This window comes from Streptomyces sp. NPDC005374 (genome assembly GCF_042872225.1).
Lineage (GTDB): Bacteria > Actinomycetota > Actinomycetes > Streptomycetales > Streptomycetaceae > Streptomyces.
Map to the genome: position 1 here is coordinate 78,124 of NZ_JBIAKA010000014.1, position 26,235 is coordinate 104,358.

22 protein-coding genes and 1 pseudogene are annotated in these 26,235 nt (G+C 71.9%); 12 read left to right on the forward strand and 11 right to left on the reverse strand.

All coding sequences use genetic code 11. The features are described 5' to 3' along the window. Positions 1 to 30 precede the first annotated feature (30 nt). The 6 genes from ACFYRX_RS31850 to ACFYRX_RS31875 form a co-directional block, all read right to left on the reverse strand. Positions 31 to 1,176, reverse strand: a complete 1,146-nt coding sequence (locus tag ACFYRX_RS31850; protein ID WP_389107132.1) for an RNA polymerase sigma factor — start codon at positions 1,174 to 1,176, stop codon at positions 31 to 33. Continuing rightward, positions 1,169 to 1,591, reverse strand: a complete 423-nt coding sequence (locus ACFYRX_RS31855) for a YciI family protein (RefSeq protein WP_389107135.1) — start codon at positions 1,589 to 1,591, stop codon at positions 1,169 to 1,171. The genes ACFYRX_RS31850 and ACFYRX_RS31855 overlap by 8 nt, the downstream gene beginning before the upstream one ends. A 134-nt stretch (positions 1,592 to 1,725) precedes the next feature. After that, complete coding sequence (locus tag ACFYRX_RS31860; RefSeq protein ID WP_389107138.1) at positions 1,726 to 2,406, reverse strand: response regulator; 681 nt, start codon at positions 2,404 to 2,406, stop codon at positions 1,726 to 1,728. Then, the gene (locus ACFYRX_RS31865) at positions 2,403 to 3,635 is read right to left on the reverse strand and encodes a sensor histidine kinase (protein WP_389107141.1); all 1,233 of its coding nucleotides are present in this window, start codon (positions 3,633 to 3,635) and stop codon (positions 2,403 to 2,405) included. Before ACFYRX_RS31865 ends, ACFYRX_RS31860 begins: the two co-directional genes overlap by 4 nt. A gap of 67 nt (positions 3,636 to 3,702) precedes the next feature. Beyond that, a complete protein-coding gene (locus tag ACFYRX_RS31870; protein WP_389107144.1) occupies positions 3,703 to 3,981 on the reverse strand; it encodes a hypothetical protein in 279 nt (92 codons plus the stop codon). Positions 3,982 to 4,003: 22 nt separating this feature from the next. Beyond that, entirely contained in the window at positions 4,004 to 4,789 is a 786-nt protein-coding gene (locus ACFYRX_RS31875) for a PspA/IM30 family protein (protein ID WP_389107146.1), read from the reverse strand. A gap of 249 nt (positions 4,790 to 5,038) precedes the next feature. On the opposite strand from ACFYRX_RS31875, the gene ACFYRX_RS31880 reads away from it, so the two are divergent. Both ACFYRX_RS31880 and ACFYRX_RS31885 read left to right on the forward strand, forming a co-directional pair. Continuing rightward, on the forward strand, positions 5,039 to 5,716 hold the full coding sequence (locus ACFYRX_RS31880; protein ID WP_389107149.1) for a DUF3043 domain-containing protein: 678 nt from the start codon (positions 5,039 to 5,041) through the stop codon (positions 5,714 to 5,716). An 83-nt stretch (positions 5,717 to 5,799) separates the two neighbouring features. Further along, entirely contained in the window at positions 5,800 to 6,501 is a 702-nt protein-coding gene (locus tag ACFYRX_RS31885) for a methyltransferase domain-containing protein (RefSeq protein WP_389107152.1), read from the forward strand. Positions 6,502 to 6,862: 361 nt separating this feature from the next. On the opposite strand, the gene ACFYRX_RS31890 is transcribed toward ACFYRX_RS31885, so the two are convergent. Next, positions 6,863 to 7,078 carry a hypothetical protein gene (locus ACFYRX_RS31890; protein ID WP_062037728.1) on the reverse strand — a complete coding sequence of 72 codons (216 nt, stop codon included), beginning with the start codon at positions 7,076 to 7,078 and terminating at the stop codon, positions 6,863 to 6,865. A gap of 137 nt (positions 7,079 to 7,215) precedes the next feature. Here ACFYRX_RS31890 and ACFYRX_RS31895 point away from each other — a divergent pair, with 137 nt between their 5' ends. Further along, the gene (locus ACFYRX_RS31895; protein ID WP_389107155.1) at positions 7,216 to 8,418 is read left to right on the forward strand and encodes a bifunctional adenosylcobinamide kinase/adenosylcobinamide-phosphate guanylyltransferase; all 1,203 of its coding nucleotides are present in this window, start codon (positions 7,216 to 7,218) and stop codon (positions 8,416 to 8,418) included. Here ACFYRX_RS31895 and ACFYRX_RS31900 read toward each other — a convergent pair. Further along, complete coding sequence (locus tag ACFYRX_RS31900; RefSeq protein ID WP_389107158.1) at positions 8,407 to 9,081, reverse strand: methyltransferase domain-containing protein; 675 nt, start codon at positions 9,079 to 9,081, stop codon at positions 8,407 to 8,409. The genes ACFYRX_RS31895 and ACFYRX_RS31900 overlap by 12 nt on opposite strands. A 126-nt stretch (positions 9,082 to 9,207) precedes the next feature. Between ACFYRX_RS31900 and cobT the strand changes: the two genes are divergently transcribed. The 3 genes and pseudogenes from cobT to ACFYRX_RS31915 form a co-directional block, all read left to right on the forward strand. Continuing rightward, positions 9,208 to 10,404 carry a nicotinate-nucleotide--dimethylbenzimidazole phosphoribosyltransferase gene (gene cobT, locus ACFYRX_RS31905; protein WP_389107161.1) on the forward strand — a complete coding sequence of 399 codons (1,197 nt, stop codon included), beginning with the start codon at positions 9,208 to 9,210 and terminating at the stop codon, positions 10,402 to 10,404. Positions 10,405 to 10,503: 99 nt separating this feature from the next. Further along, positions 10,504 to 12,315, forward strand: coding sequence for a phosphatidylglycerol lysyltransferase domain-containing protein (locus tag ACFYRX_RS31910; RefSeq protein ID WP_389107164.1), 1,812 nt, complete (start codon positions 10,504 to 10,506; stop codon positions 12,313 to 12,315). A gap of 10 nt (positions 12,316 to 12,325) precedes the next feature. Continuing rightward, positions 12,326 to 12,979: pseudogene (locus ACFYRX_RS31915) on the forward strand (hypothetical protein); the annotation flags it as partial. A gap of 605 nt (positions 12,980 to 13,584) precedes the next feature. Here ACFYRX_RS31915 and ACFYRX_RS31920 read toward each other — a convergent pair. Beyond that, positions 13,585 to 14,349: a hypothetical protein gene (locus ACFYRX_RS31920; RefSeq protein ID WP_389107167.1), complete on the reverse strand. Its 765-nt coding sequence runs from the start codon at positions 14,347 to 14,349 to the stop codon at positions 13,585 to 13,587. A 74-nt stretch (positions 14,350 to 14,423) separates the two neighbouring features. On the opposite strand from ACFYRX_RS31920, the gene ACFYRX_RS31925 reads away from it, so the two are divergent. Next, on the forward strand, positions 14,424 to 15,206 hold the full coding sequence (locus ACFYRX_RS31925) for an adenosylcobinamide-GDP ribazoletransferase (protein ID WP_389107527.1): 783 nt from the start codon (positions 14,424 to 14,426) through the stop codon (positions 15,204 to 15,206). A gap of 18 nt (positions 15,207 to 15,224) precedes the next feature. Here ACFYRX_RS31925 and ACFYRX_RS31930 read toward each other — a convergent pair whose 3' ends face one another. Then, positions 15,225 to 16,004 carry an endo alpha-1,4 polygalactosaminidase gene (locus ACFYRX_RS31930; RefSeq protein ID WP_389107169.1) on the reverse strand — a complete coding sequence of 260 codons (780 nt, stop codon included), beginning with the start codon at positions 16,002 to 16,004 and terminating at the stop codon, positions 15,225 to 15,227. Between the two features lie 287 nt (positions 16,005 to 16,291). Here ACFYRX_RS31930 and ACFYRX_RS31935 point away from each other — a divergent pair, with 287 nt between their 5' ends. From ACFYRX_RS31935 to sucB, 3 genes are all read left to right on the forward strand, one after another. After that, complete coding sequence (locus ACFYRX_RS31935; protein ID WP_389107172.1) at positions 16,292 to 17,821, forward strand: leucyl aminopeptidase; 1,530 nt, start codon at positions 16,292 to 16,294, stop codon at positions 17,819 to 17,821. Positions 17,822 to 18,280: 459 nt separating this feature from the next. Beyond that, positions 18,281 to 19,669: a dihydrolipoyl dehydrogenase gene (lpdA, locus tag ACFYRX_RS31940; protein ID WP_389107175.1), complete on the forward strand. Its 1,389-nt coding sequence runs from the start codon at positions 18,281 to 18,283 to the stop codon at positions 19,667 to 19,669. A gap of 69 nt (positions 19,670 to 19,738) precedes the next feature. Next, entirely contained in the window at positions 19,739 to 21,511 is a 1,773-nt protein-coding gene (gene sucB / locus ACFYRX_RS31945; protein WP_389107178.1) for a 2-oxoglutarate dehydrogenase, E2 component, dihydrolipoamide succinyltransferase, read from the forward strand. A gap of 59 nt (positions 21,512 to 21,570) precedes the next feature. Here the strand turns inward: sucB and ACFYRX_RS31950 are convergent, their stop codons facing one another. Further along, entirely contained in the window at positions 21,571 to 22,209 is a 639-nt protein-coding gene (locus tag ACFYRX_RS31950; protein ID WP_389107529.1) for a hypothetical protein, read from the reverse strand. Positions 22,210 to 22,446: 237 nt separating this feature from the next. Between ACFYRX_RS31950 and ACFYRX_RS31955 the strand changes: the two genes are divergently transcribed. Then, positions 22,447 to 23,070 (forward strand): GntR family transcriptional regulator, encoded by a 624-nt coding sequence (locus ACFYRX_RS31955; RefSeq protein WP_389107179.1) that lies wholly within the window; start codon positions 22,447 to 22,449, stop codon positions 23,068 to 23,070. A 357-nt stretch (positions 23,071 to 23,427) separates the two neighbouring features. Beyond that, positions 23,428 to 26,133, forward strand: coding sequence for a pyruvate dehydrogenase (acetyl-transferring), homodimeric type (gene aceE / locus ACFYRX_RS31960; RefSeq protein WP_389107182.1), 2,706 nt, complete (start codon positions 23,428 to 23,430; stop codon positions 26,131 to 26,133). The last annotated feature ends 102 nt before the right edge of the window (positions 26,134 to 26,235 follow it).

The window sequence follows — 26,235 nt, forward strand, 5'->3', positions numbered from 1 at the left end:
CAGCATATGTAACGGGAGCGGAGGGTGCCCTCAGTGGCTGCCGCGGGTGTTGAGCCGGGCGGCCCGGCGGGTCAGATAGTCGCGTTCGGCCAGGTTCGGCGCCTTGTGGGCCGCCTCGGCGTACAGCCGTGCCGCCGTCGTCAGGTCGCCGTCGCGTTCGTGGAGGTAGGCGGCGACCGCCGTGTGGCGGGGCAGGGTGTCGTCCAGCGCGGCGAGGGCGGCGAGGCCCGCCCGGGGTCCGTCGGCCTCGCCGACGGCGACCGCGCGGTTGAGGCGGACGACGGGGTTGTCGGTCAGTCGGGCGAGCTCGTCGTACCACTCGACGATCTGCACCCAGTCGGTCTCCTCGGCGGTGGGCGCGTCGGCGTGGAGGGCGGCGACGGCGGCCTGGGCCTGGAACTCGCCCAGCCGGTCGCGGGCCAGGGCCCCCTGGAGGATCGCGACGCCCTCGGCGATCGCCGAGGTGTCCCACCGGGTGCGGTCCTGCTCGGCGAGCGCCACCAGGCTGCCGTCGGCGGCGGTGCGGGAGGCGCGCCGGGCGTGGTGGAGCAGCATGAGGGCGAGCAGTCCCGCGACCTCGGGATGGTCGATGGCGACGGCGAGCTGCCGGGTGAGGCGGATGGCCTCGGCGGCGAGGTCGACGTCGCCGGAGTACCCCTCGTTGAAGACCAGGTAGAGGACGCGCAGCACGGTGGCCACGTCACCGGGCCGGTCGAAGCGCACCTCGGAGACGGTGCGCTTGGCCCGGCTGATCCGCTGCGCCATGGTGGCCTCGGGCACCAGGTAGGCCTGGGCGATCTGGCGGGTGGTGAGCCCACCGACGGCGCGCAGGGTGAGGGCGACGGCGGAGGACGGGGTCAGCGACGGGTGGGCGCACAGGAAGTAGAGCTGGAGCGTGTCGTCCACGTCGGGGGCGGGCCCGGGTGCCGGTTCCTCGTCGATACGGTCCTCACGGCGGCGGCGGGCGGAGTCCGACCGGGTCGCGTCGAGGAACTTCCGCCAGGCCACGGTGACCAGCCAGCCCTTGGCGTCCCGCGGCGGGTCGGCGGGCCAGACGCGGACCGCCTCGACGAGCGCGTCCTGCACGGCGTCCTCGGCCGCCGCGAAGTCGGCTCCACGGCGGACGAGGACGGTGAGGACACTCGGTGTGAGGCTCCTGAGAAGGGCCTCATCCACCGGCGTGGCAGTCCGCGACGTTGGGCTCCGCGGCGAGGAACGGACGCAGCTCCAGCCACTCGTGGATCGGCTTCCCGCCCGCTCCGGGGGCGGCCGACAGTTCCCCGGCCAGTTCCACGGCCCGCTCGTGGCTGTCGACGTCGATGATCATCCAGCCGGCGATGAGGTCCTTGGTCTCGGCGAACGGCCCGTCGGTGACCGGAGGGCGCCCCTCACCGTCGTACCGGACCCACTCCCCCTCGGGGGCGAGCGCCTGCCCGTCGACGTACTCCCCGGTACCCTCCAGCCGGGTCGCGAAGTCACGCATGTACTGCACGTGCGCCGAGATCTCCTCCGGCGTCCACTTCTCCATGGGCACGTCGTTGGCCGGGGCCGGGGCGCCACGGTAGTGCTTCAGCAGCAGGTACTTGGCCATGGTGTCTCTCCTTGGTACCGGTGCGACCCGTTGTGGTCGCCTTCACCACGGGGACGGAGCGGGTCACGGGTTCTCGACATCGTCACGAGAATTCTTTTTTTCGGCCCCTCGGGTCGGTCGGTGCGGCCCTGGGCTCACTCCGCCCTCGGACGTACCAGCCCTGATTCGTACGCGATCACCACGAGCTGGGCCCGGTCCCGGGCGCCGAGCTTGGCCATAGTCCGGTTGACGTGGGTCTTCACGGTGAGCGGGCTGACCTCCAGGCGCTCGGCGATCTCGTCGTTGGGATGGCCGCCGGCGACCTGGACGAGGACCTCGCGCTCTCGGTGGGTGAGGGCGGCGAGGCGTTCGGAGCGGACGGGGTCGTGCTCGTCGTCCACGTCGCGCTGGGCGAGGAAGCGGGCGATCAGGCCCTTGGTCGCGGCCGGCGACAGCAGGGCCTCCCCGCCGGCCGCGACACGGATGGCGGCCAGGAGTTCCTCGGGTTCACTGCCCTTGCCGAGGAAGCCGGAGGCGCCGGCGCGCAGGGACTGCACGACGTAGTCGTCGACCTCGAAGGTCGTCAGGATGACCACCCGGACATGCGCGAGGGACGGGTCGGCACTGATCATGCGGGTGGCCGCGAGACCGTCCGTGCCGGGCATCCGGATGTCCATGAGGACGACGTCGGCGCGCTCCTGCCCGGCCAGCCGTACGGCCTCGGCGCCGTCGGACGCCTCGCCGACCACCTCCATGTCCGGCTCCGAGTCGACGAGCACCCGGAAGGCACTGCGCAGCAGCGCCTGGTCGTCGGCGAGCAGGACGCGGATCGTCATACGGGTTCTCCCGGTTGGTGCCTGGCTGCGGTTCGGGTCTTGACCGGCAGGATCGCGTGGACGCGGAAACCGCCCCCGTAGCGGGGGCCGGTGGTGAGGGTGCCGCGCAGGGCGGTCACCCGCTCGCGCATGCCGAGGAGGCCGTGGCCGCCGCCGTCCTCGGGGTGGTCCTCCTCGCCGGGGCCGTTGTCGAGGACCGTGATCTCCACGTTCGGGCCGACGCGTACGACGCTGACCTCGGCCTTCGCCTCCGTACCGGCGTGCTTCTGGACGTTGGTGAGGGCTTCCTGGATGACCCGGTAGGCGGCCAGGTCGACGGCGGCGGGGAGCGCGGTGCCGTGGTCGGTGCGGGCGACCTCGACACGCAGCCCCGCGTTGCGGAAGGTGCCGACGAGTTCGTCGAGGCGGGCGAGCCCGGGGGCGGGTTCGGTGGGCGCCTCGGGGTCACCGGACTGTCTCAACAGGCCGACGGTGGCGCGCAGTTCGTTGAGGGCGGAGCGGCTGGCCTCGCGTACGTGGGCGAGGGCTTCCTTGGCCTGGTCGGGGCGCTTGTCCATCACATGGGCGGCGACTCCGGCCTGGACGTTGACCAGGGCGATGTGGTGGGCGACGACGTCGTGCAGGTCGCGGGCGATGCGCAGGCGTTCCTCGGCGACCCTTCGCCGTGCCTCTTCCTCGCGGGTGCGTTCGGCCTTCTCGGCGCGCTCCCTGATGGCCTGGACGAAGGCACGGCGGCTGCGGACGGCGTCGCCCGCGGTGGCGCCGATGCCGGTCCAGGCGAAGATGCCGAGGTTCTCCTGGGCGTACCAGGGCAGCGGGCCCGCGAGCATCGCGGCGCCGGTGAGCACGGTCATGGTGAGCAGGCCGACCCGCCAGGTGGTGGGGCGGTCGGTGCGGGAGGCGACGGTGAACAGGGCGATGACCGCGGACATGGCGACGGGAGCGCGGGGGTCACCGGTGACGGACTCGACCAGGGAGACGGTGCCGGTGAGGGCGAGGACCGTGAGGGGGGCGCGGCGGCGGAAGACCAGGGCGGCGGCGCCGAGGGCCATGAGGACGAGGCTGAGCGGGGCCGGGGTGCGGATGCTCCAGCTGACGGCGTCGTTCTGATGGGGCGCGACGAAGGAGCCGGCCACCATGCAGGCGAGGACGCCCGCCGCGAGTATCGCGTCCAGTGCCAAGGGGTGGGCCTTGAGCTGCTTGTGGACGCGGTCGAGTGTGCTGCTCACGTCTGAACGGTGGAGGGCGCCTGTCCACCCCGGAACCGGTGGTGGCCGTGGCCCGGGGCGGCTGCGGTCACCCCGGGATCAGGCCGTCGTCGCTCAGGAGGTCCCGGACCTCTTCCAGGGTCGCGTCCTCGGAGGGGAGGATCAGCTCCGAGGGCTCCAGGGAGTCGTCCGGGAGGGGCTCGCCCAGTTCGCGGACCTTGGCGAGGAGGGCTTTCAGGGTGCGGCGGAAGCCCGGACCGTCGCCGTTCTCCATCTCGGCCAACAGGTCGTCGTCCAGCTTGTTCAGGTCGGCGAGGTGGCTGTCGGCCAGCCTCACCTGACCCTCCCCCATGATCCGTACGATCATGTCGCCCTCCTCGGCGTGGCCCCTACTGCTTGTCGAAGCGGGGGGTGTCCTGCGGCTGCTGCTGGGACTGCGCCTGTCCGGTGCCGCCCTCGATCGCCTGCTGCGACGAGGAGGAACCTCCCGCCAGCTCCGCCTTCATGCGCTGGAGTTCCAGCTCTACATCCGTACCACCGGAGAGCCGGTCCAGCTCGGCCTGGATGTCGTCCTTGTGCATGCCGGACTGGTCGTCCAGGACACCGGAGGCCAGCAGTTCGTCGATCGCGCCGGCCCGGGCCTGCAGCTGGGCCGTCTTGTCCTCGGCCCGCTGGATGGCCAGGCCCACGTCGCCCATCTCCTCGGAGATGCCCGAGAAGGCCTCGCCGATCCGGGTCTGCGCCTGGGCCGCCGTGTACGTGGCCTTGATGGTCTCCTTCTTCGTACGGAAGGCGTCCACCTTGGCCTGGAGGCGCTGGGCCGCAAGAGTGAGCTTCTCCTCCTCGCCCTGGAGCGTGGAGTGCTGCGTCTCGAGGTCCGTCACCTGCTGCTGGAGCGCGGCACGACGGGACAGTGCCTCGCGGGCGAGGTCCTCCCGGCCGAGCGCGAGGGCCTTGCGGCCCTGGTCCTCCAGCTTCGAGGACTGCGACTGCAGCTGGTTGAGCTGGAGCTCCAGACGCTTGCGGGAGGTGGCCACGTCGGCCACGCCCCGGCGCACCTTCTGAAGCAGCTCCAGCTGCTTCTGGTACGAGTAGTCGAGGGTCTCGCGCGGATCCTCGGCCCGGTCAAGGGCCTTGTTCGCCTTCGCGCGGAAGATCATCCCCATACGCTTCATGACACCGCTCATGGGCTTCGCGCGCCCCCTTCTGACGGACTTCCAGCACCAGCTCTGCGACAGAACCCACAGTACGGGCCCTGCATCCATTGACGCACTGTTCCGGGACGGATGCGGTCATCCCCAAGGACGACTGACCGACCCCCTGCTCCGGCGTGAGGAGTAGGTGACCTTCAGGGTCCGCACGGATCCGCACGGGCCCGCACGGCTCTGCGTTCCGGTCACCGGGCGTCCCCTCCGTCCCCCTGGATGACGACTGGCGTTGCCGGATCGTTCCCCACCGGACTGGGGTCCAACCCCGGACACCCCTTACCCTTGGGTTTTGTGTTCCGTAGCCGTGCCACCAAGGAAGAGAAGGCCGCCGTCGCCGACAAGGCGCAGCTGACCGACTCCAAGCAGATCCGTGACCCGCAGGCCCCCAAGGGCAGGCCCACGCCCAAGCGGAGTGAGGCCCAGTCCCAGCGCCGCAGCGTCGCCAACACGCCGTCGACGCGCAAGGAGGCCTCCAAGCGCCAGCGTGACGACCGGCGTGCCGCGCTGGAGAGGCAGCGCCAGGCGCTGGCCGGCGGCGACGAGCGGTACCTGCCCGCGCGGGACAAGGGCCCGGTGCGCAAGTACGCCCGCGACTTCATCGACTCCCGGTTCAACGTGGCGGAGTTCTTCCTCCCCATGGCCGTGGTCATCCTCGTGCTGAGCCTGGTGCAGGTGGGCTCGCTGCAGAGCATCGCGCTGCTGCTGTGGCTCGTCGTGATCGTGCTCATCGTGCTCGACGCCATCCTCAACGGTTTCCGTCTGAAGAAGCGGCTCGCCGAGCGCTTCCCGGACCAGAACCGGAAGGGCGCAGTCGCCTACGCCCTCATGCGCTCCCTCCAGATGCGTCGCCTCCGGCTGCCGAAGCCTCAGGTCAAGCGCGGAGAGCGGCCCTGAGTACGACGTCTTTCTCCGGGGGCGCGGCGGATGCCTGGCTGGACAAGCTGGGCGGGCTGCGGAATGTCGTACGACAGGAGCTGATGGCCCGGCAGCTCGACGAGCAGATAGTCGGGCGGTACCCGGTCGGACAGCGGCTGCGGGTGCTCGACGTCGGGATGGGCCAGGGCACGCAGGCGCTGCGGCTGGCCCGGGCCGGGCATCAGGTGACCGGGCTCGAGAAGGACGCCACGATGGTCGCCGCGGCCCGGCAGTGCCTGTCCGCCGAGCCCGAGGGCATCCAGGACCGGATGCGGATCATCGAGGGCGACGGCCGGGACACCGGTGTGCACTTCCTGCCGGGCAGCTTCGACGTCGTGCTCTGCCACGGTGTGCTCATGTACGTCGAGGAGCCGGATCCGCTGCTGGCGGGGCTGGCGCGGATGCTGGCGCCGGGCGGCCTGCTGTCGCTGCTCGTGCGGAACGCGGACGCGCTGGCGATGCGGCCGGGACTGGCCGGGGACTGGGCCGGCACGTGGGGCGCCTTCGACTCGGTGGCGTACCGGAACCGGCTGGGTCTCGACGTACGCGCCGACCGGCTGAGCACGCTGACGGCGACGCTCGCGGGCATCGGGGCGCCGCTCCAGGCCTGGTACGGCGTGCGGGTGTTCACGGACACCGCCACGGACGACGCGGAGGTGCCGGCCGAGGTGGAGACACTGCTGGCCTGCGAGGAGCGGGCGGGGCGGACGGATCCGTATCGGGGGGTCGCCGCGTTGCTGCACCTGTGCGGCGTGCGGGGCTGAACCGGTTCGGGCGAACCGCGCGGGCCCGGAGGTTCGCCCACGATGGCCGGCTGGACGGGTTGCCGACCGAGCCGAGGGCGGCCTTCGGGGACTTCACCGAGGTCGAGGCCGGGTCAGGCGGATCGGCCTCACCGTGGGATCGCCGCTCGGGTGGTCGTCCGGTGTGACGGTCGCCGGTCACATCGCCGGGAACGGCAAGGGCAGCGCTTCGGGTCACCGGCGGGGCGGTCGGCGGCGTCACCGGGATCGAACAGCCGTGGCCTTCACGCGCGACGGCGGCGCCAGGACCGTGGACGTGACGCCGGGCGAGCGGAGGCGGCGGAGGCGGGCGAGGGCGTGCGGCAGCCCTCGCCCGTCCGTGTCACGCCTCCTCGGCCGCGCGCAGGCTCATCGGGCCGTAGATCTCCGTGGCGTCCTCGAACAGCCGCACCTGTTCGGCGCCGCCCGCGAGCAGGTCCTTCCAGTACTCACCGAGCCAGGACTCCGCGTCTCCCTGGGTGGTGAACTCCTCGGGCTCCACCGCGGGCTGGGTCTCCGCGCCGTCGGCCTTCTCGAATCGCCAGATCCATGTCGCCATGCAGGCCTCCCTCGTATGGGCACGTTCCGTGGTCGAGCCTATGCGTTCCGCTGGGGTGGGCGGAACAAGATCGCCACAGTTCGTGAGGGGCACCACTGGGCGCGCAAGATCAACAGGGACCGGCGAGAATCGGTTCCGTGGAACTGACTCTGCTCGGGACCGGTGCCCCCGCCGGTCTCCCCCGGCCCTTCTGCCCCTGCGCCGCCTGCGCCGGCGCTCTCGGTGACGACGCGCGGGCCGCCACCTCCGTGCTCGTCGACGGAGCCCTGCTGCTCGATCTGACCCCCGGTGCCGTCTTCGCCGCAGCCCGCGCGGGGCATTCACTCGCGGGAGTACGGCAGGTGCTGCTGTCGCACCCCCACGACGGGCCCGCCGTCGAGGTGCCCGCCGGACTTCCGCAGCCGGGGCGGGTGCCGGACGGACGGGAGTTGGCGTTGCTGACGGGGCACCGGGTGCGGGCCGTCGCCATGGACGCGCCGGGGACCGGGTACGCCGTCACCGGGCCCGACGGGCAGCGGGTGCTGTATCTGCCGCCCGGGGGTGCGCCCGCCGGGCTGCAGGAGAGGGCCGTCGAGGCGTACGACACGGTGCTCGCCGACGTCGTACGGCGGCCGGACGCGCTGGCCCGGCTGCGGGCCGTGGGGGCGGTCGGGCCCACGACCGACGTCGTCGCCGTCCACCTCGATCACGACGTGCCTCCCGGTGCCGAGGCGCGGCGGAGGCTGGCCGCCGCCGGGGCGCGGGCCGTGCCCGACGGGACGACGCTGGCGGTCGGGGTCTACGAGGACGTACCGGATGTGCCGCGGCGGACGCTGGTGCTGGGCGGGGCGCGGTCCGGGAAGTCGGTGGAGGCCGAGCGGCGGCTCGAGGCCTTTCCCGATGTGCTGTATGTCGCGACCGGCGGGTCCCGGAACGGGGACACCGAGTGGGCGTCCCGGGTCTCCGCCCACCGGGAGCGGCGGCCGGGGTCGTGGCGTACGACCGAGACCTGCGACCTGGTGCCGCTGCTGAAGGACGACGGGGCGGCGCTGCTGATCGACTGTCTGTCGCTGTGGCTGACGGACGCCATGGACGCCGTGGGGGCGTGGGACGACGCCGAGTGGGCCGACGGCGGGGAGCGGGAACTGCGAGCGCGGGTACGGGAGTTGACGGAGGCCGTGCGGGGCACCCAACGGACCGTGGTCGCCGTGTCGAACGAAGTGGGCTCGGGGATCGTGCCGGCCACCGCGTCCGGGCGCCGGTACCGGGACGAGCTGGGGCGGCTGAACGCGGCGTTCGCGGGCGAGTGCGAGCAGGTGGTGCTGGTGGTGGCGGGACAGGCGCTGGTGCTACGGGGCTGAGGCGTCCGCGCTGTGCGCCTCGGCGGGTCCTGCGTCCGGGCTGCGGGCCTCCCTTGTCGCGGCGTCCGCGTTCTTGCGGGCGATCACCCGGTACGTCCTCGCGTAACGGGTGCCGGCGAGGAGGAGGGCCAGGGTGTGGTCCAGCACCCTCGCGGCCGGGATCAGCGGTCCGGTCGCCCACGGGGGCAGGATCCGGGCCAGACGGGTCGTCACGCGGTCCGGGACGTGCGCGGATCTGCGGGCGGTGGTGACGATCGTGCAGCCCTGGGACTCCAGTTCGGCGCGGGGGTCGTCCGGGGACTCCACGAGGAGGTGACCGCCGGGGCGCAGGACGAAGAGGGCGGCTCGCAGTTCATCGGGCCCCGGGCTCTGGTCCAGCAGGCTGACCACGTCATAACGGGCCCGGAGCCGGGTGGTGATGTGCGCGTCCGTCAGCCCGCCCAGGTGGGCCTCCTCGAGGCGCTCGACGACCTGGGCGTGCACCACGCGGGGTGCGGGGTCCAGGCCGTCGAAGGCCGTGTAGGGGAAGAACGTTCTCGCCGCCTCGGGGAAGTCCGCGTCCCCCGTCCCCACGTCCAGCCAGCTCTCCGGTTCGGGGAACGGCAGCATCGCGCGGGCGGTGGAGCGAAGACGCCGTACGGAAGGGGCGGTTGATGCCGGCATGAGGCCTCCCGGAGACGTACGGCAATTCCCTACAAAACGGAACGTATGGGATCACGATCCCGGGTGCAACGACGCCATGTCCACGTGGCGCCCCCGTGTTCGATCAGGGCCGGTACTGTTCGGCGAATGAGCTCGCTTAATCTCGACGACTTCTCCGATCTGATCGAGCGCCCCGACGGCGGGGTGCGTCGCGACGCCGAGGCGCGCCGGGAGCGTCAGATCGTGCCGCCCGGGGCGCTGGGCCGCCTCGACGAACTGGGTGAGTGGCTGGCCGCGGCACAGTCGGCCGTTCCGGTACGGCCGATCGAACGGCCGCGGGTCGTCCTGTTCGCCGGTGACCACGGGATCGCCGGCCAGGGCGTCTCCGGGCGGCCCGCGGGCAGCGCCTCGGAGCTGGTACGGGAGGTCCTGGAGGGCGGCCGCCCGGTGTCGGTCCTCGCGCGCCGGCTGGGCGTGCCGGTGCGGGTCGTCGACATGGCGCTGGACTGCGATCCGGCCGAGCTGCCCGAGGATGTCGTACGGCATCGGGTGCGGCGCGGGAGCGGCCGTATCGACGTCGAGGACGCGCTGACCCCCGAGGAGGCGGAGGCCGCCTTCCGGGCCGGGGTCGCGGTGGCCGACGAGGAGGCCGACTCCGGGACCGATCTCGTGGTGCTCGGCGATGTGAGCGTGGGCGGCACCACGGCGGCCGGGGTACTGGTCGCCGCGCTGTGCGGGACCGACGCGTCCGTCGTGACCGGGCGGGGCGGGACCGGGATCGACGACCTGGCCTGGATGCGCAAGTGCGCGGCGATCCGGGACGCGCTGCGGCGGGCGCGGCCGGTGCTCGGGGAGCAGCTGCAGCTGCTGGCGACGGTGGGCGGGGCCGACCTCGCCGCCATCACGGGCTTCCTGCTCCAGAGCGCGGTGCGGAAACTGCCCGTGGTGCTGGACGGGGTGGTCGTGGCCGCCTGTGCGCTGGTGGCGCAGCGGATCGCGTTCCGGGCACCGGACTGGTGGCTGGCCGGGCAGAACAGCGGGGAACCGGGACAGTCGAAGGCACTGGACCGGATGGCCCTGGAGCCGCTGCTCGACCACGGCGTGACGGTCGGCGAGGGCGCGGGCGCGCTGTTGGCGCTGCCCCTGGTGCAGGCCGCCGCGGCGCTGGCCGCCGAGCTGCCCGAGAAGCCCTCGCCCGCCGAGGACCAGCCGGAGACGGACGATGCGGCGGAATCCCTGGAAGCCGGGCTGGAAGCCGGGGACGACGTGGATGCCGTAGAGGCCGTAGAGGCCGTAGAGGCCGTAGAGGCCGTAGAGGCCGTGGAGGAGAAGAAGGACGAGTAGGGGGCAGGCGTCCCGGCCGGGCGCCCTCGCGGCGGAAAAGCGCGGCAGGCGAGTGCCGCGGCTACGCCAGAGCGGGCACACCGGGCATGATCGCCCATTATGGGAGACGCCCGAAATGCCGCGAACCAGGACCAGCCCGCCGAACCGCCGGCCGAACCGTCACGGCCTCCCGGTGTCCGACGGCCCTCCACCACGGCCTCTCGGCGGGCGGCCGGGTTCGCCGTCTGGTACCTGCGGGTCGTCGCGTTCGTCAACTTCCTCAGCGCGGTGTGGGTTTCGCTGGGACAGGACGTGCGGCGGCACAACCAGGAGGACTACTTCACGCCGTATCTGCTGACGGCGGGCTTCGCCTCCGGGGTCTTCACGGCCTTCCTCGCCATCACCATGCGGCGGCGCAAGCGTGCGGCGTGGATCCTGAACCTGGTGCTGTCCGGGGCGTTCCTCGCGCTGTTCGTGCTCGCGATGGCGTTCCCGGAGATCCGGCGGTACGCGCAGAACTGGATCTCGCTGGGCCTCACCGCCGCGTTCGTCGTCGCGCTGCTGGTGGGGCGGCGGGAGTTCTACGCCAAGGGTGACCGGTCCAACCCGCGGCTCGCCGCCGCGGTCGCCGTCGGCGGACTGCTGGTGTCCTCGCTGCTCGCCGCGCTGCTGGTGACCGTCACCAACCAGGCGTCCAGGTCGTCGAGCTTCACCGAACGCTGGTGGTACGGCACGCTGCGGCTGGTCTCCGTCGCCGCCGACGACTCCCGCTTCGACGGGATCCTCACGCCGAACTGGGTCAACGTCGTCATCAACGTGCTCAGCACGGTCCTCGTGCTGGCCGTCTTCTACGCCGCCTTCCGCTCCCGGCGTGCCGTCGACCCGCTCACCGAGGACGACGAGCGGCGCCTGCGGGGGCTGCTGGAGAGGCACGGCGAGCGGGACTCGCTCGGGTACTTCGCGCTGCGCAGGGAGAAGAGCGTGGTGTGGTCGCCGACGGGCAAGGCGGCCGTCACCTACCGGGTCGTCGGCGGGGTCTCGCTGGCCTCCGGCGATCCGATCGGCGACCCGGAGGCCTGGCCGGGCGCGATCGAACCGTGGCTGGCCGAGGCGCGGGCGCACGGGTGGCTGCCGGCGGTGATGGGCGCGGGCGAGGACGCCGGGACGGTGTACGCGCGGCACGGCCTGGACGCCCTGGAGCTGGGCGACGAGGCGATCGTCGAGGTCGCCGAGTTCACCCTGGAGGGACGGGCGATGCGGACCGTCCGACAGGCCTACAACCGGGTCAGGCGGGCCGGGTACACGGTACGGATCCGGCGCCACGAGGACATCCCCGCCGACGAGATGGAGGCTCTCGTACGACGGGCCGACGACTGGCGGGACGGGGCCACCGAACGCGGGTTCAGCATGGCGCTGGGGCGGCTCGGGGACCCGGAGGACGGGCGGTGCGTGGCGCTGGAGTGCAGCGACGCGGAGGGTGAGCTGAAGGCGGTGCTCTCCTTCGTGCCGTGGGGGCCGCACGGGCTGTCCCTCGACCTGATGCGCCGGGACCGGGACTCGGACAACGGGCTCATGGAGTTCATGGTCATCGAGCTCCTGAACCGGGCCCGGGAGATTGAGATCACCCAGGTCTCACTCAACTTCGCCATGTTCCGTTCGGTCTTCGAACGTGGCGCACGTCTTGGCGCCGGACCGGTGCTGCGGCTGTGGCGGTCGCTGCTCAGCTTCTTCTCCCGCTGGTGGCAGATCGAGTCGCTGTACCGGGCCAACGCCAAGTACCGGCCCATCTGGGAGCCGCGCTTCCTGCTCTTCGAGAAGAGCGCGGACCTGCCCCGCATCGGCCTCGCCTCGGCCCGCGCGGAGGGGTTCCTGGAGGTGCCGGGGCTGCCGCGGTGGCTACGGCGTCGGGAGCACCTGAGTACGCACAGATGAGGACCATGGGATGAAGAGGCTCGCCCGCTGGGCACGCGCGGAGTGGGGGTCGCTGTACGTCACCGTGCGCGAGGCCCTGCTCCGGCGGAGGTGGCGGGCGGTCCCCCTGGCTCTGGCCGCGGTGTGTCTGACGGCGGGCCTGCACGTCGTGCACAACCAGTCGTGGGGCTACGGCTTCGTCCAGGACGTGGGTGCCGTGCGCGCCGCGGACCCGCTGTGGCTGGCCCTGCTCCGCACTCCCCTCTCCCTGTTCGTGCCCGCCCTGGACCTGCCGGTGTGGGGTGCGCTGGCGCAGATCCTGTTCGTGTTCGGGATCGCCGAGATCTGTCTGGGCCGGTGGCGGACGCTCACGCTGGCCTACGCGGCCACGCTCGCCGGAACGCTGTACGCGCGCGTGGGCATCTGGCTGGGCCCCGACAGCCCGTTCGGCCTGCACGCCTCGGACGCGCACGTCGTCGACACCGGCCCGTCGGCGGCCGTGGTGGGCCTCGCCGTCTTCCTGGGCCGGCGCTACGGCGCCCGGGTCACCACGGGTGTCGTGGTCGGCGCCATGGTGGTCGAGGTCCTGGTCAAGGGAAACCTCGCCGGCAAGGAACACCTGGCGGCGATCGCGGCGATGTTCGTACTGTGCGGGATCTCGGCGGGACGCCGGAGGCGGTCTGGGGACGGGTCCGGGGACGGGTCCGGGGACGAGTCCAGCGGCGGCTTCCGGGCCGGGTCCGGGGACAGGTCCGAGGACGATTCCCGGGACGAGTCCGAGGACAGGCCCGGGGCCGGTTCCAGGGACGGGTCCAGGGGCGGTTCCCGGGACGAGTCCAGCGGCGGCTTCCGCGACGGTTCCGAGGACAGGCCCGGGGCCGGTTCCAGAGACGGGTGCGGGGGCGCGTCCGGGGCCGGTTCCAGGGACAGGTCCGGAAGCGGTTCGCAGGACGAGTCCAACGGCGGCTTCAGGGACGGGTCCGAGGACGGGTCCGAGGGCAGGTCGGGGGACCGTAAGGGCGCCGGGTCCGGTCCGTCGCCGGTCAGGGACCGACGCCTACGGCCCGGACCCGGCCGACGGCGCTGAGGACGGCGGCCGGACACCGGCACCGCGTGAGTGGCGCCCCGCCCCGGAGAGGGGCCTGATCACAGCAGCCGTCACCGATCAAGACCCGGCGCCCGCGCCTCGTACTCCGTCGACGGCAACGACAGCGGCCGGGACGGGCCCCGGCACCATCGGAGACCGACAGCCTCTCCCGAGCGCGCCGACGGCGACCAGGGCGGGGACAGTCAGCGGTGTTCCAGAGGCGGGGCCGGCACCGGGTTCGGTTTGCCGCCGATCAGGTCCTGGAATCTTCTGCGGGGGCCGGACCAGCGCCTGTCTCGGTGGTAGGCGCGCAGGGTGGCCCGGGCACGGGCGCGCGGCCGGCGGCCGTAGAAGCGGCGGGCCCAGGGCGAGCCGGGGCGGGCCAGCCGGACCAGGCCGATGAGTCCGACCAGCGGGACGATCACGCTGAAGATCGCCATCCGGGTCTTGCCCTTGAGCAGGACGAGCATCGCGAAGAGGAAGTTGACCACCACGCTGGTGATGACGCCGCCGCGGTCCTGCGCCTCCGCCTGCGTCACGTCGTTGACGCCGAACGGCGAGAAGCCCGCGAGCACCAGGCCGACCAGGGCCGCGGTGAGGACGACGACCTCGACGCTCTTGCGGCCCTCCTCGCTCCAGTAGACGTCGTCGAGGTGCAGGATCAGCGCGAACTCGTCCAGTACCAGGCCCGCGCCCATCCCGAACACGACCGCGCACACCGCGGCCCCGAAGCCGTGCCGTCCGCTGGCGACCGCGCCGAAGCCGCCGACGACAGTGAGCACGACACCGGGCACCACGTGGTGGATGTGTACTCCGCCGCTGCTGACGTTGCCGAAGGGCCCCTTGCCTGCGCGGATGAGGCGGGTGATGACCCGGGTGATCAGGAAGGTGAGCACGAACGCGGTCAGGGCGAGCAGGAGCGGCAGCTTGCCGGGTTCGACGATGTTGCGGTGCAGCCAGTGGCCCATGGCCCCCAGTCTCCCGGGGCCGGGGGTGGGCCGCCCGGCGGATCCGGCGTCCGGGCTACCCTGCGGACGTGTCCATGCCCCCTCTTCCGCTCGACGGTCTCCGCTTCGCCTTCGGCACGCTCAGCGTGCTCCCCGTGAAGGTGACCCGCTGGGACCGGGAGGCGGCACGCGGCGGCATGCTGTGCGCTCCGCTGGTCGGGGTGGTGCTGGGCGCTCTGTCGGCCGCGGTGGGTCTCGTGCTCCTGTTCCTGGGCGCCTCGGCGCTGCTCGCCGCGGTCGCCACGGTGGCCGTACCCGCGGTCCTCACCCGGGGCCTGCACCTCGACGGCCTCGCGGACACGGCGGACGGTCTGGGCAGCGGCAAGCCCGCCGAGGACGCGCTGCGGATCATGAAGCAGTCGGACATCGGCCCGTTCGGTGTGATCACCCTCGTCTTCGTACTGTTCGCCCAGGTGGCCGCGCTGTCGCAGTCGTACGGCGACTCGTGGGTCCGGGGTGCGGTGGCGGCGGTGGTCTCGGCGACGACCGCGCGCCTGGCGCTGACCCTGGCGGCGCGTGCCGGGGTGCCGGCGGCGCGTCCGGAGGGGCTCGGGGCGGCGGTGGCGGGGGTCGTCCCGCTCCGGGCCGCGGTGCCGGTGGCCGCCGCGGTGACGCTGGGGGCGGCCGGAGCGGGGGCGCTCTTCGGACCGTACGACCTCGTCCGTACGGTTGTGGCGGTCGCCGCCGCGCTGGGGGTGGCCGAGCTCCTCCTGCGTCACTGCACGCGCCGTTTCGGCGGGGTGACCGGGGACGTGTTCGGGGGGCTGGCGGAGACGGCGGCGACGACGGCGCTGGTGATCCTGTCGATGAGCCTCTGACAGCCCTCCAGCAGGCCTCTAGCAGGGTTTGCGCCACGCCCCCAGCTCGTACTTCTTCAGCATCGAGCTGAGCTTCAGACGGCGGGAGTCCGCGCAGAAGCGGGTCGTCGGGAGTTCGTACTCGACGTGGAAGACCGCCTTGTCCGACGCGATGAACGGCTTCATGTCCCCGCACTCGCCGTACTGCGCGCACTGTTCGTTGACGGCGAAGTCGAAGTCGTCGACCAGGTCCGGGATCTGGTCGAGGTCGTTCTTCAGGCCGACCGACATGCCACGGTCGTGGGCCAGTTTCGAGATCAGCCGGTTGTAGCGGAGCTGATCCGCCGCCTTCAGCCCGAAGCCCGTGCGGTTCTTGTAGCCGTCCATGTTGTCGGGCTCGATCGCGTCGAAGCCCTTCTTCCGGCACATGTCGAAGCGGGCGGCCATCAAGGGCTCCAGCACGTCCGTGCGGCGGATGTCGAGCCAGCGCTCGCCCTCCCAGCCGTTGCCGCGGCCGATCACCGCCTCGGGGAACCTCTTCGCGTCGGGCCGCCAGTCCTCCCACGCGCCGGTGGAGAGGTAGCAGATGACCTTGCGGTCCTTGCGGTGCAGGGCGGACACCACGGCCGCGGACTGGTCGAAGCCGTCGATGTCGTAGACCGGCACGTCGACGGAGGTGTCGACCCGGCCGGTCAGCTGCCACTGCCAGGCGGTGCCGGGGCGGGGCCGCCAGTGGGACGCACCGGGCTCGGAGTCGGGGGCGGCCGAGCATCCCGCCACCAGGAGGAGCAGGGCGACGAACAGGAGAGGGCGTTTCAAAGGGGGTGCTCCAGGACCGTGGAAATGATGCGGGCGGTGAGCGGTACGCTCGCCGGAATCAGGCGAGTGTGACCCACCTCACCTGGGGCGGGGAGCCGGACCGCAGGAACGATCGGCCGCCGTCCCGAGCGTAGGCTCGTCCCGGGTGGTCGCCGACAGGGGTGAAGGCCCCGATCGGGACCCGCGCTCCGACGATTTTCGGACGAGAACTAGGGTCGGCTGTCGGGCCCGGTCGACCCACCCGTTCGACCACAGCAACTTCACATCGGAAGCGAGAATTCACCACCGTGACTGCTCTCACTCTCAGCACCGCCGCGGCGGCCGGCCTGCGGGCCGACGCGATCGTGATCGGTGTCGCCAAGGGCGCGAAGGGCCCGGTCCCCGCCCCGGGCGCCGAGGCCGTGGACAAGGCCTACGACGGCCGCCTCGCCGGCGTCCTGGAAACCCTCGGTGCCTCGGGCGCCGAGGGCGAGGTGACGAAGCTGCCGGCGCCCGCCGGCCTCAAGGCCCCGCTCGTGGTGGCGGTGGGCCTGGGCGCGGAGCCCGAGAAGGACTCCTCCTTCGCCCCGGAGACGCTGCGCAAGGCCGCCGGCGTCGCCGCCCGCGCCCTGACCGGCGCGAAGAAGGCCGCGTTCGTGCTGCCGCTGGGCGATGCCGGCGATGTCGGCGCGGTCGCCGAGGGCGTGCTGCTCGGGGCGTACTCCTTCGACACCTACAAGGAGAACAACGCGAGCGGTGCCAAGGCCAGGAACGGCAAGGGCCCGCTCGCCGAGGCCGCGCTGCTGGGCGGCAAGCCGCGGGACGCCGCGTACAAGGCGGCGCTCGCCCGGGCCACCGCCGTCGCGGAGGAGCTCAACCGCGCGCGCGACCTGATCAACATGCCGCCCAACGACCTGAACCCCGAGGTCTTCGCCTCGATCGTGCAGGCCGCGGGCAAGGAGCACGGCCTCAAGGTGCAGGTGCTCGACGTGAAGGCCCTGGAGAAGGGCGGCTACGGCGGCATCCTCGGCGTCGGCGCGGGTTCGGCGTCGGGGCCGCGGCTGGTGAAGCTGTCGTACACCTCGTCCAAGGCGCAGAAGCACCTCGCGCTGGTCGGCAAGGGGATCACGTACGACTCGGGCGGCATCTCGCTGAAGCCGGCGGGCCACAACGAGACGATGAAGTGCGACATGAGCGGGGCGGCGGCGGTGTTCGCGGCCGTCGTCTCCGCCGCGCGTCTGGGCCTCGAGGTCAACGTGACCGGGTGGCTGGCGCTGGCCGAGAACATGCCGTCGGGATCCGCCACGCGGCCCGGTGACGTGCTGCGGATGTACAGCGGCAAGACGGTCGAGGTGCTCAACACCGACGCCGAGGGCCGTCTCGTGCTGGCGGACGCCCTGTGGGCCGCGTCGGCGGAGAAGCCGGACGCGATCGTGGACGTGGCGACGCTGACCGGCGCGATGATGCTGGCGCTGGGCAGCCGGACGTTCGGGATCATGTCCAACGACGACGCGTTCCGTACGGCGGTGCACGAAGCCGCGGAGGAGGTCGGGGAGCCGGCGTGGCCGATGCCGCTGCCGGAGCACCTGCGCAAGGGGATGGACTCTCCCACCGCCGACATCGCGAACATGGGTGAGCGGATGGGTGGCGGCCTTGTCGCCGGGCTCTTCCTGCGGGAGTTCGTCGGCGAGGGGATCACCTGGGCGCACCTCGACATCGCGGGGCCCGCGTTCAACGACGGCGGGCCGTTCGGGTACACGCCGAAGGGTGGGACGGGGTCCGCCGTGCGCACGCTGGTGCGGCTGGCGGAGCTCGTCGGCGCGGGTGACCTGGGGTGACGTTCGCCTATTAGCTCGGTCCCCGAGGGGCGTGGGCGGCTGCGGGCCGGTTGTGGCTTGTCGCGCAGTTCCCCGCGCCCCTGAGTGGGTTACGGCGGCCCTTGTTCGCCGGTGAACGAGGTGGGCGGTCGCGCCCGCGCGGCGGAGCCCGCGTATCGATACAGCCCCGCGCCCCTGGGTGGGTCGTCGCGGCCCTAGCTGGCGTGCCCGCCTGTGGACGCGGCGGGCGGCCGTGCGCCCGGGTGGGTCGCCGCTGCGCTGATCGAAAGTCTTGCTTTCACATGTGAGCGTGTGGTGTCTCACACCCCGGCCCGGCGTCTCGTTCAGTGCCGACAAGTGCGAAGATGGGGCTCGGCAGGACAGGGCCCCCACCACAGGGCCGAGAAAGAGCGGCCGGACACCAGCCGCCGCGCGGTCACTGGAGACCGGCGTACGGCGCACATGCATGGAGGACGTGACGTGGCGAACGACGCCAGCACCGTTTTCGACCTAGTGATCCTCGGCGGTGGTAGTGGCGGTTACGCCGCGGCCCTGCGCGGGGCGCAGCTGGGGCTTGACGTCGCCCTGATCGAGAAGGACAAGGTCGGCGGTACCTGCCTGCACCGAGGGTGCATCCCCACCAAGGCCCTGCTGCACGCGGGTGAGATCGCCGACCAGGCCCGCGAGAGCGAGCAGTTCGGTGTGAAGACCACCTTCGAGGGCATCGACATCGCCGGGGTCCACAAGTACAAGGACGGCGTGATCGCCGGTCTGTACAAGGGCCTCCAGGGACTCGTCGCCTCCCGGAAGGTGACGTACATCGAGGGCGAGGGGCGGCTCTCCTCCCCGACCTCCGTCGATGTGAACGGCCGCCGCGTCGAGGGCCGTCACGTCCTGCTGGCGACCGGCTCCGTGCCGAAGTCGCTGCCGGGCCTGGAGATCGACGGCAACCGGATCATCTCCTCGGACCACGCCCTCGTCCTGGACCGCGTGCCGAAGTCGGCGATCGTCCTCGGCGGCGGTGTCATCGGCGTCGAGTTCGCCTCCGCGTGGAAGTCCTTCGGTACGGACATCACGATCATCGAGGGGCTGAAGCACCTCGCCCCTCTCGAGGACGAGAACTCCTCCAAGCTTCTTGAGCGCGCGTTCCGCAAGCGCGGCATCAAGTTCAACCTGGGCACCTTCTTCTCGAAGGCCGAGTACACCCAGGACGGTGTCAAGGTCACCCTCGCCGACGGCAAGGAGTTCGAGGCCGAGCTCCTGCTGGTCGCCGTGGGCCGCGGCCCGGTCTCCGCCGGTCTCGGTTACGAGGAGCAGGGCGTCGCGATGGACCGCGGTTACGTCCTGGTCGACGAGTACATGCGCACCAACGTCCCGACCATCTCCGCGGTCGGTGACCTGGTCCCCACGCTCCAGCTCGCGCACGTCGGCTTCGCCGAGGGCATCCTGGTGGCGGAGCGTCTGGCCGGTCTGAAGACCGTTCCGATCGACTACGACGGCGTTCCGCGGGTGACGTACTGCCACCCGGAAGTCGCCTCCGTGGGTATCACCGAGGCCAAGGCCAAGGAGATCTACGGCGCGGACAAGGTCGTCGCTCTGAAGTACAACCTCGCGGGCAACGGCAAGAGCAAGATCCTGAACACCTCGGGCGAGATCAAGCTCGTCCAGGTCAAGGACGGTGCCGTGGTCGGCGTCCACATGGTCGGCGACCGTATGGGCGAGCAGGTCGGCGAAGCCCAGCTGATCTACAACTGGGAGGCGCTGCCCGCCGAGGTCGCGCAGCTCATCCACGCCCACCCGACGCAGAGCGAGGCGCTCGGCGAGGCCCACCTGGCCCTCGCGGGCAAGCCCCTGCACTCGCACGACTGATCCCTCGGTCGACGAAGCGACTGCGCTTCGAACCCAGACTTCCGCAATTCGTAAGGAGCAACCGAAACCATGGCGGTTTCCGTAACCCTTCCGGCGCTCGGCGAGAGCGTCACCGAGGGCACTGTCACCCGCTGGCTGAAGGCCGAGGGTGAGCGCGTAGAGGCCGACGAGCCGCTGCTCGAGGTGTCGACCGACAAGGTCGACACCGAGATCCCCTCCCCCGCAGCCGGTGTCCTGGCGTCCATCAAGGTCGCCGAGGACGAGACGGTCGAGGTCGGCGCCGAGCTGGCCGTCATCGACGACGGCACCGGTGCTCCCGCCGCTGCCCCGGCGCCGGCCGCTGAGCCGGTCGCCGAGCCCGCTCCCGAGCCGGCCGCGGCCGCGCCGTCCACCGAGCAGGCCGCTCCGGCGCCCGCTCCCACCGCCGAGGCCGCGTCCGGCGGCGGCTCCGCCGAGGGCACGGACGTCGTCCTGCCCGCGCTGGGCGAGTCCGTCACCGAGGGCACCGTCACCCGCTGGCTGAAGGAGGTCGGCGAGGAGGTCGCGGAGGACGAGCCCCTGCTCGAGGTCTCCACGGACAAGGTCGACACCGAGATCCCGGCGCCGGTCGCCGGTGTCCTGCTGGAGATCGTGGTCGGCGAGGACGAGACCGCCGAGGTCGGCGCGAAGCTCGCCGTCATCGGCGCCCCGGGTGCGGCTCCGGCCGCTGCCCCGGCCCCCGCCGCACCGGCCCCGGCTGCCGCACCGGCACCCGCCCCCGCGGCCCCGGCTCCGGCACCCGCTCCGGCCCCCGCGCCCGCCCCGGCTCCGGTCCAGGCCGCTGCCCCGGCTCCGGCCGCACCGGCGCCCGCGCCGGTCGCTCCCGCCCCGGTCACCCCGGCCGCGGCGCCCGCCGCGACCTCCGGTGACGACGGCGCCTACGTGACCCCGCTGGTGCGCAAGCTCGCCGCCGAGCACGGCGTCGACCTCGGCTCCGTCAAGGGCTCCGGCGTCGGCGGTCGTATCCGCAAGCAGGACGTCATGGCCGCCGCCGAGGCCGCGAAGGCCGCCGCTCCGGCTCCGGCTCCGGCCGCCGCCCCGGCCGCCGCCGCCAAGAAGGCGCCGAGCCTGGAGGCCTCCCCGCTCCGTGGCCAGACCGTCAAGATGCCGCGCATCCGCAAGGTCATCGGCGACAACATGGTCAAGGCGCTGCACGAGCAGGCGCAGCTGTCGTCGGTCGTCGAGGTCGACGTCACGCGTCTGATGAAGCTGCGTGCCCGGGCGAAGGACTCCTTCGCGGCCCGTGAGGGCGTCAAGCTCTCCCCGATGCCGTTCTTCGTGAAGGCCGCGGCCCAGGCACTGAAGGCGCACGCGCCCGTCAACGCCCGGATCAACGTGGACGAGGGCACGATCACCTACTTCGACACCGAGAGCATCGGTATCGCGGTGGACTCCGAGAAGGGCCTGATGACCCCGGTCATCAAGCACGCGGGCGACCTCAACATCGCCGGTATCGCCAAGGCCACCGCCGAGCTCGCGGGCAAGGTCCGGGCGAACAAGATCACCCCGGACGAGCTGTCCGGCGCGACCTTCACCATCTCCAACACCGGTTCGCGCGGTGCGCTCTTCGACACGATCATCGTGCCGCCGGGCCAGGTCGCGATCCTCGGTATCGGTGCCACGGTCAAGCGCCCGGCGGTCATCGAGACCGAGGAGGGCACGGTCATCGGCATCCGCGACATGACCTACCTGACCCTCTCCTACGACCACCGTCTGGTGGACGGCGCCGACGCGGCCCGTTACCTGACCGCGGTCAAGGCGATCCTGGAGGCCGGCGAGTTCGAGGTCGAGCTCGGTCTGTAGGCCGCCCGCTGTGCGTCGCGGTGCCCCCGTCCGGATTCCCGGACGGGGGCACCGTCGTCTCACCGGGGTGTCAGCGGCTTGTCCGACCAGCCCCACAGCTCCTCCACCCACACGTTCGGGATCGAGAGCTTCGGCGCGCGCGTGAGGTGCTGCGTGCGGTACGCCTTCAGCACGTCGTAGGTGGCGTCGAGGCAGTCCCGGGAGGTGAGCCTGCCGGTCCTCGGGTCGACGCCGACGAGGAAGCCGCGCGCCTCGACCGTACGGATCATGGCCCGGGCACGGTTCACGGCGTGGGCGGACGACTTCGTGCAGCGGTAGCGGCTGTACGGGTGTTCCGACCTCCCGGGATAGTGCGCGTCCGTGGACATCTCGCTGAGCATGCGGTCGTACGACCCCTCCGCGTGCCAGGCTCCGATGTCGCCGCCCGGCGGGGTGTACAGCTTCGCGCTGGGGTTCTCGACGGCGCCGTAGACCCAGCGGCCGGTGCCCGGGACCTTGAAGCCCCAGCCGACGTGGCCGAACTTCTGTGCCCCGTCGGGCTTGATGAACACGCAGGCGGCGCCCCTGCTCGGGGCCGCGCCCGCCATCCCCGTGATCGCTTCCGTGCTGCTCGGCGTGGTCTCCGCGGTCGCCTGTGCGGCCGACTGTCCGCAGCCCGCCACGCCGACGAGCGCTCCGATCACGGCCACGACCGCCATCCCCCGCCGTCCCCCGATGCCCATACCGTCCCCCTGTGGTGCGAAGGGGTGCCCCGTGTGGGAACCCCTGCCGAACCCGACACTCCTGGAGGACGGAAGGTTCCGTGACTTGACAGAAGCCGTGCGGCTGGGAGCGTGTAAGCCTCGTCTCACCTGCGGGGGAGCGCCCCCGCGCGCCCCTCAGGAACGGCTGCCCGGCCTTATTGTCTAAACGTCAAACGCCCTTAAGGAGCTCTCATGACCGCGCCCGTCGTCCACTCGCTGCGCGAACAGATCCGCGAGCACATCGTGGAGGGGATCGTCAGCGGGCGCTGGCAGCCGGGCGAGCGGATCGTGGAGCGCCGTATCGCGACCGAGCTGGAGGTCAGCCAGACGCCGGTGCGCGAGGCGCTGCGCGAGCTGGAGTCGCTGCGGCTGATCGAGTCCGCGCCGAACAAGGGCGTACGGGTGCGGAACCTGACGGCGGCGGACCTGGAGGAGAGTTACCCGGTCCGGGCCGGTCTGGAGGCGATCGCCGCGGAACTGGCGGCCGCCGGGCTGGCGGAGGACTGCTCGGCGCTGGAACCGCATGTCGCCGCCCTGTACGAGGCCGACCGGGAGGCGGACGGCACCGGGCAGGTGCGGCACACGGTGGGTTTCCACCGGGAACTGGTGCGCGCGGCCGGCAACTCGGTGCTGCTGCACACCTGGGAGGGCCTGGGCATCGAGGTGTTCACCGCCCTGTCGATCCGCTGGCTGGGCACGGTCCAGCAGTCGTACGCGGAGGAACACGAGGAGCTGGTGGCCGCGTTCAAGCGCCGGGACCCGCGGATCGCCGACATCGTGAAGGCCCATGTGCTGGGGTGCGCGCCGAGGCCTTGACGGCCGCGGGCGAAGGAGGTCCGGCACCGCCGGACAGCGCCGTCGCGACTGAGCACCGTCGCGGCGGAGAAGACGGGACCGGCGCCTTTGAGAGGTCGCCGAACAAGCCGAACACCCGAGCATCCCCTCGCTCAAACGGCCCCCGACCTGCAAAAACCCGGGTTCCGACAGTCACCCGGTGCCATCGCCGAAGGCACCCCGTGCCGACTTTCTCGTTATCGAGAAGTTTTACCCTCAACCCTTTGATCGATCATCGATCAGGGAGTTAGAGTCGCCGACGGGCTTCTACCGGAGCCCCACTGCCCTGTCCTGCCAAAGACCAAGGGCAACCCCCCTTCGACTGAGGAAGGCGGCGACATGACCGACCCCAACGCCATCCAGCCGAGCGAGCTCGACCAGCTCCCCGACCGGGACCCCGAGGAGACCGCCGAATGGCAGGCCTCCCTGGACGCGGTCGCCAAGGCGGCCGGCCCGCACCGTGCCGCGTACCTGATGCGCCGCACGCTGGAGAGGGCGGAGGGCAACGGCATCGCGCTGCCGAAGCTCCTCGAGACGGACTACGTCAACACCATCCCCACCTCCGCGGAGCCGGGCCTGCCCGGTGACCCGCAGATGGAGGCCCGCATCACCGCGTGGAACCGCTGGAACGCGGCCGCGATGGTCACCCGCGGCTCCAAGTACGGCGTCGGCGGCCACATCGCCACCTTCGCCTCCGCGGCCTGGCTCTACGAGACCGGGTTCAACCACTTCTTCAAGGGCAAGGAGGCCGACGGGTCCGGCGACCAGCTCTACATCCAGGGCCACGCCTCCCCCGGCATCTACGCCCGCGCCTTCCTCGACGGCCGGCTGAACGAGCAGCAGCTCGACCACTTCCGCCGCGAGTCGGGCGGCGACGGCCTCCCGTCGTACCCGCACCCCCGCCGCCTGCCCTGGCTGTGGGAGTTCCCGACGGTGTCGATGGGCCTCGGCCCGCTCTCCGCGATCTACCAGGCGCGCTTCAACCGCTACCTCACCAACCGCGACATCAAGGACGTCTCTGCGTCCCACGTGTGGGCGTTCCTCGGTGACGGCGAGATGGACGAGCCCGAGTCGACGGCGGCTCTCGCGCTCGCCTCCCGCGAGGGTCTCGACAACCTGACCTTCGTCATCAACTGCAACCTGCAGCGCCTCGACGGCCCGGTCCGCGCGAACTTCAAGATCGTGCAGGAGCTGGAGGCCCAGTTCCGCGGCGCCGGCTGGAACGTCGTCAAGTCGCTGTGGGGCAACGCCTGGGACGAGCTGTTCCAGCTCGACACCACGGGCGCGCTCGTACGGCGGCTGCGCGAGGTACCCGACGCGCAGGTGCAGACGTACCAGACGCGCGACGCCGCCTACATCCGCCAGGACTTCTTCGGCAAGGACCCGGCGCTCGTCGAGATGGCGAAGCTGCTGACCGACGACAAGATCCTGGAGTGTTTCCACCTCTCCCGCGGTGGCCACGAGGCCCGCAAGGTGTACGCCGCCTACAAGGCAGCCGTCGAGTTCAAGGGCGCGCCGACCGTGATCCTGGCCCAGACCGTCAAGGGTCACACCCTCGGCGAGGGCTTCGCGTCGAAGAACGCCAACCACCAGATGAAGAAGCTCTCGGTGGACGAGTTCAAGACGATGCGTGACCTGCTCGAACTCCCCATCAAGGACAGCGACTTCGTCGACGGTGTGGTGCCCTACGGCCACCCGGGCGCCGACTCCCCCGAGGTCCGCTACCTCCAGGAGCGCCGCGCGGCCCTCGGCGGCCCGGCCCCGGCCCGCCGTACGCACCCGCTCGCCCCGCTGCCCGCCCCGGCGGAGAAGGCCTTCACCTCCTTCGACAAGGGCTCGGGCACGCAGAACGTCGCCACCACCATGGCCTTCGTCCGCCTCGTCAAGGACCTGGTCCGCGACAAGGAGACCGGCAAGCGCTGGGTGCCGATCGTCCCCGACGAGGCGCGCACCTTCGGTATGGAGAGCCTCTTCCCGTCCCTGGGCATCTACTCCCCCAAGGGCCAGACGTACGAGCCGGTCGACCGCGACCAGCTGATGTACTACAAGGAGGCCAAGAACGGCCAGATCCTCAACGAGGGGATCACCGAGGCCGGTTCGATGGCCGACTTCATCGCCGCGTCCACCGCGTACTCCACGCACGGCGAGACGATGATCCCGTTCTACATCTTCTACTCGATGTTCGGCTGGCAGCGCACGGCCGACCAGATGTGGCAGCTCGGCGACCAGCTGGGCCGCGGCTTCCTGGTCGGCGCCACGGCGGGCCGTACGACGCTGACGGGCGAGGGCCTGCAGCACGCGGACGGTCACTCGCCGGTGATCGCGGCGACGAACCCGGCGGCGCTGTCGTACGACCCGGCGTTCGCGTACGAGGTCGCCACGATCGTCAAGGACGGTCTGCGCCGCATGTACGGCGAGGCCGCCCCGGGCGAGGACCAGAACGTCTTCTACTACCTGACGGTCTACAACGAGCCGATCCCGCAGCCGGCCAAGCCGTCCGCGCCCGGCATCGACGAGGGCATCGTCAAGGGCCTGTACCGCTTCAACACGGCCGAGTCGGCGGGCATCAGCGTGGCCGCGGCCAACGCCCCGCGCATCCAGCTCCTCGGCTCCGGTACGGCGATCCACTGGGTCCTCGAGGCGCAGCGGCTGCTCGCCGAGGAGTGGGGTGTCGCGGCCGACGTCTGGTCCGCCACCTCCTGGACGGAACTCCGCCGCGACGCCCTGGACGCCGACGCGGCCCTGCTGCGCGGCGAGGAGCGGGTGCCGTATGTCCGGCAGGCGCTGAACGGCGCGGAGGGACCCGTCCTCGCGGTCTCCGACTACATGCGCCAGGTTCCCGACCAGATCGCGCAGTGGGTCGAGCAGGACTGGTCCTCGCTCGGTGCGGACGGCTTCGGTCTGTCGGACACCCGTGAGGGCGCGCGGCGGCACTTCGGCGTCGACGCCGAGTCCGTGGTCGTGGCGGCGCTGGCCCAGCTGGCGCGGCGCGGCGAGGTCAAGGCGACGGCTGTGAAGGAAGCGCGGGAGCGGTACGGGTTGTAATTCGGCCGCGGGTGCGTGGGGGCTGGTCGCGCAGTTCCCCGCGCCCCTTAAAAGCAGGCCGGCTACGGCGGGCCTGTTGCTTTCAGGGGCGCGGGGAACGTC

Excerpts from the sequence above, each read along its gene's own strand:
- ACFYRX_RS31900 (WP_389107158.1), bottom strand. The coding sequence starts at position 9,081 with ATGCCGGCATCAACCGCCCCTTCCGTACGGCGTCTTCGCTCCACCGCC.
- ACFYRX_RS31910 (WP_389107164.1), top strand. The coding sequence starts at position 10,504 with ATGGGAGACGCCCGAAATGCCGCGAACCAGGACCAGCCCGCCGAACCG.
- ACFYRX_RS31885 (WP_389107152.1), top strand. The coding sequence starts at position 5,800 with ATGGCCCGGCAGCTCGACGAGCAGATAGTCGGGCGGTACCCGGTCGGA.
- ACFYRX_RS31920 (WP_389107167.1), bottom strand. The coding sequence starts at position 14,349 with ATGGGCCACTGGCTGCACCGCAACATCGTCGAACCCGGCAAGCTGCCG.
- cobT (WP_389107161.1), top strand. The coding sequence starts at position 9,208 with ATGAGCTCGCTTAATCTCGACGACTTCTCCGATCTGATCGAGCGCCCC.
- ACFYRX_RS31870 (WP_389107144.1), bottom strand. The coding sequence starts at position 3,981 with ATGATCGTACGGATCATGGGGGAGGGTCAGGTGAGGCTGGCCGACAGC.
- ACFYRX_RS31925 (WP_389107527.1), top strand. The coding sequence starts at position 14,424 with ATGCCCCCTCTTCCGCTCGACGGTCTCCGCTTCGCCTTCGGCACGCTC.
- ACFYRX_RS31890 (WP_062037728.1), bottom strand. The coding sequence starts at position 7,078 with ATGGCGACATGGATCTGGCGATTCGAGAAGGCCGACGGCGCGGAGACC.
- ACFYRX_RS31880 (WP_389107149.1), top strand. The coding sequence starts at position 5,039 with ATGACGACTGGCGTTGCCGGATCGTTCCCCACCGGACTGGGGTCCAAC.
- ACFYRX_RS31875 (WP_389107146.1), bottom strand. The coding sequence starts at position 4,789 with ATGAAGCGTATGGGGATGATCTTCCGCGCGAAGGCGAACAAGGCCCTT.
- aceE (WP_389107182.1), top strand. The coding sequence starts at position 23,428 with ATGACCGACCCCAACGCCATCCAGCCGAGCGAGCTCGACCAGCTCCCC.
- ACFYRX_RS31950 (WP_389107529.1), bottom strand. The coding sequence starts at position 22,209 with ATGGCGGTCGTGGCCGTGATCGGAGCGCTCGTCGGCGTGGCGGGCTGC.
- ACFYRX_RS31955 (WP_389107179.1), top strand. The coding sequence starts at position 22,447 with ATGACCGCGCCCGTCGTCCACTCGCTGCGCGAACAGATCCGCGAGCAC.
- ACFYRX_RS31860 (WP_389107138.1), bottom strand. The coding sequence starts at position 2,406 with ATGACGATCCGCGTCCTGCTCGCCGACGACCAGGCGCTGCTGCGCAGT.
- ACFYRX_RS31855 (WP_389107135.1), bottom strand. The coding sequence starts at position 1,591 with ATGGCCAAGTACCTGCTGCTGAAGCACTACCGTGGCGCCCCGGCCCCG.
- sucB (WP_389107178.1), top strand. The coding sequence starts at position 19,739 with ATGGCGGTTTCCGTAACCCTTCCGGCGCTCGGCGAGAGCGTCACCGAG.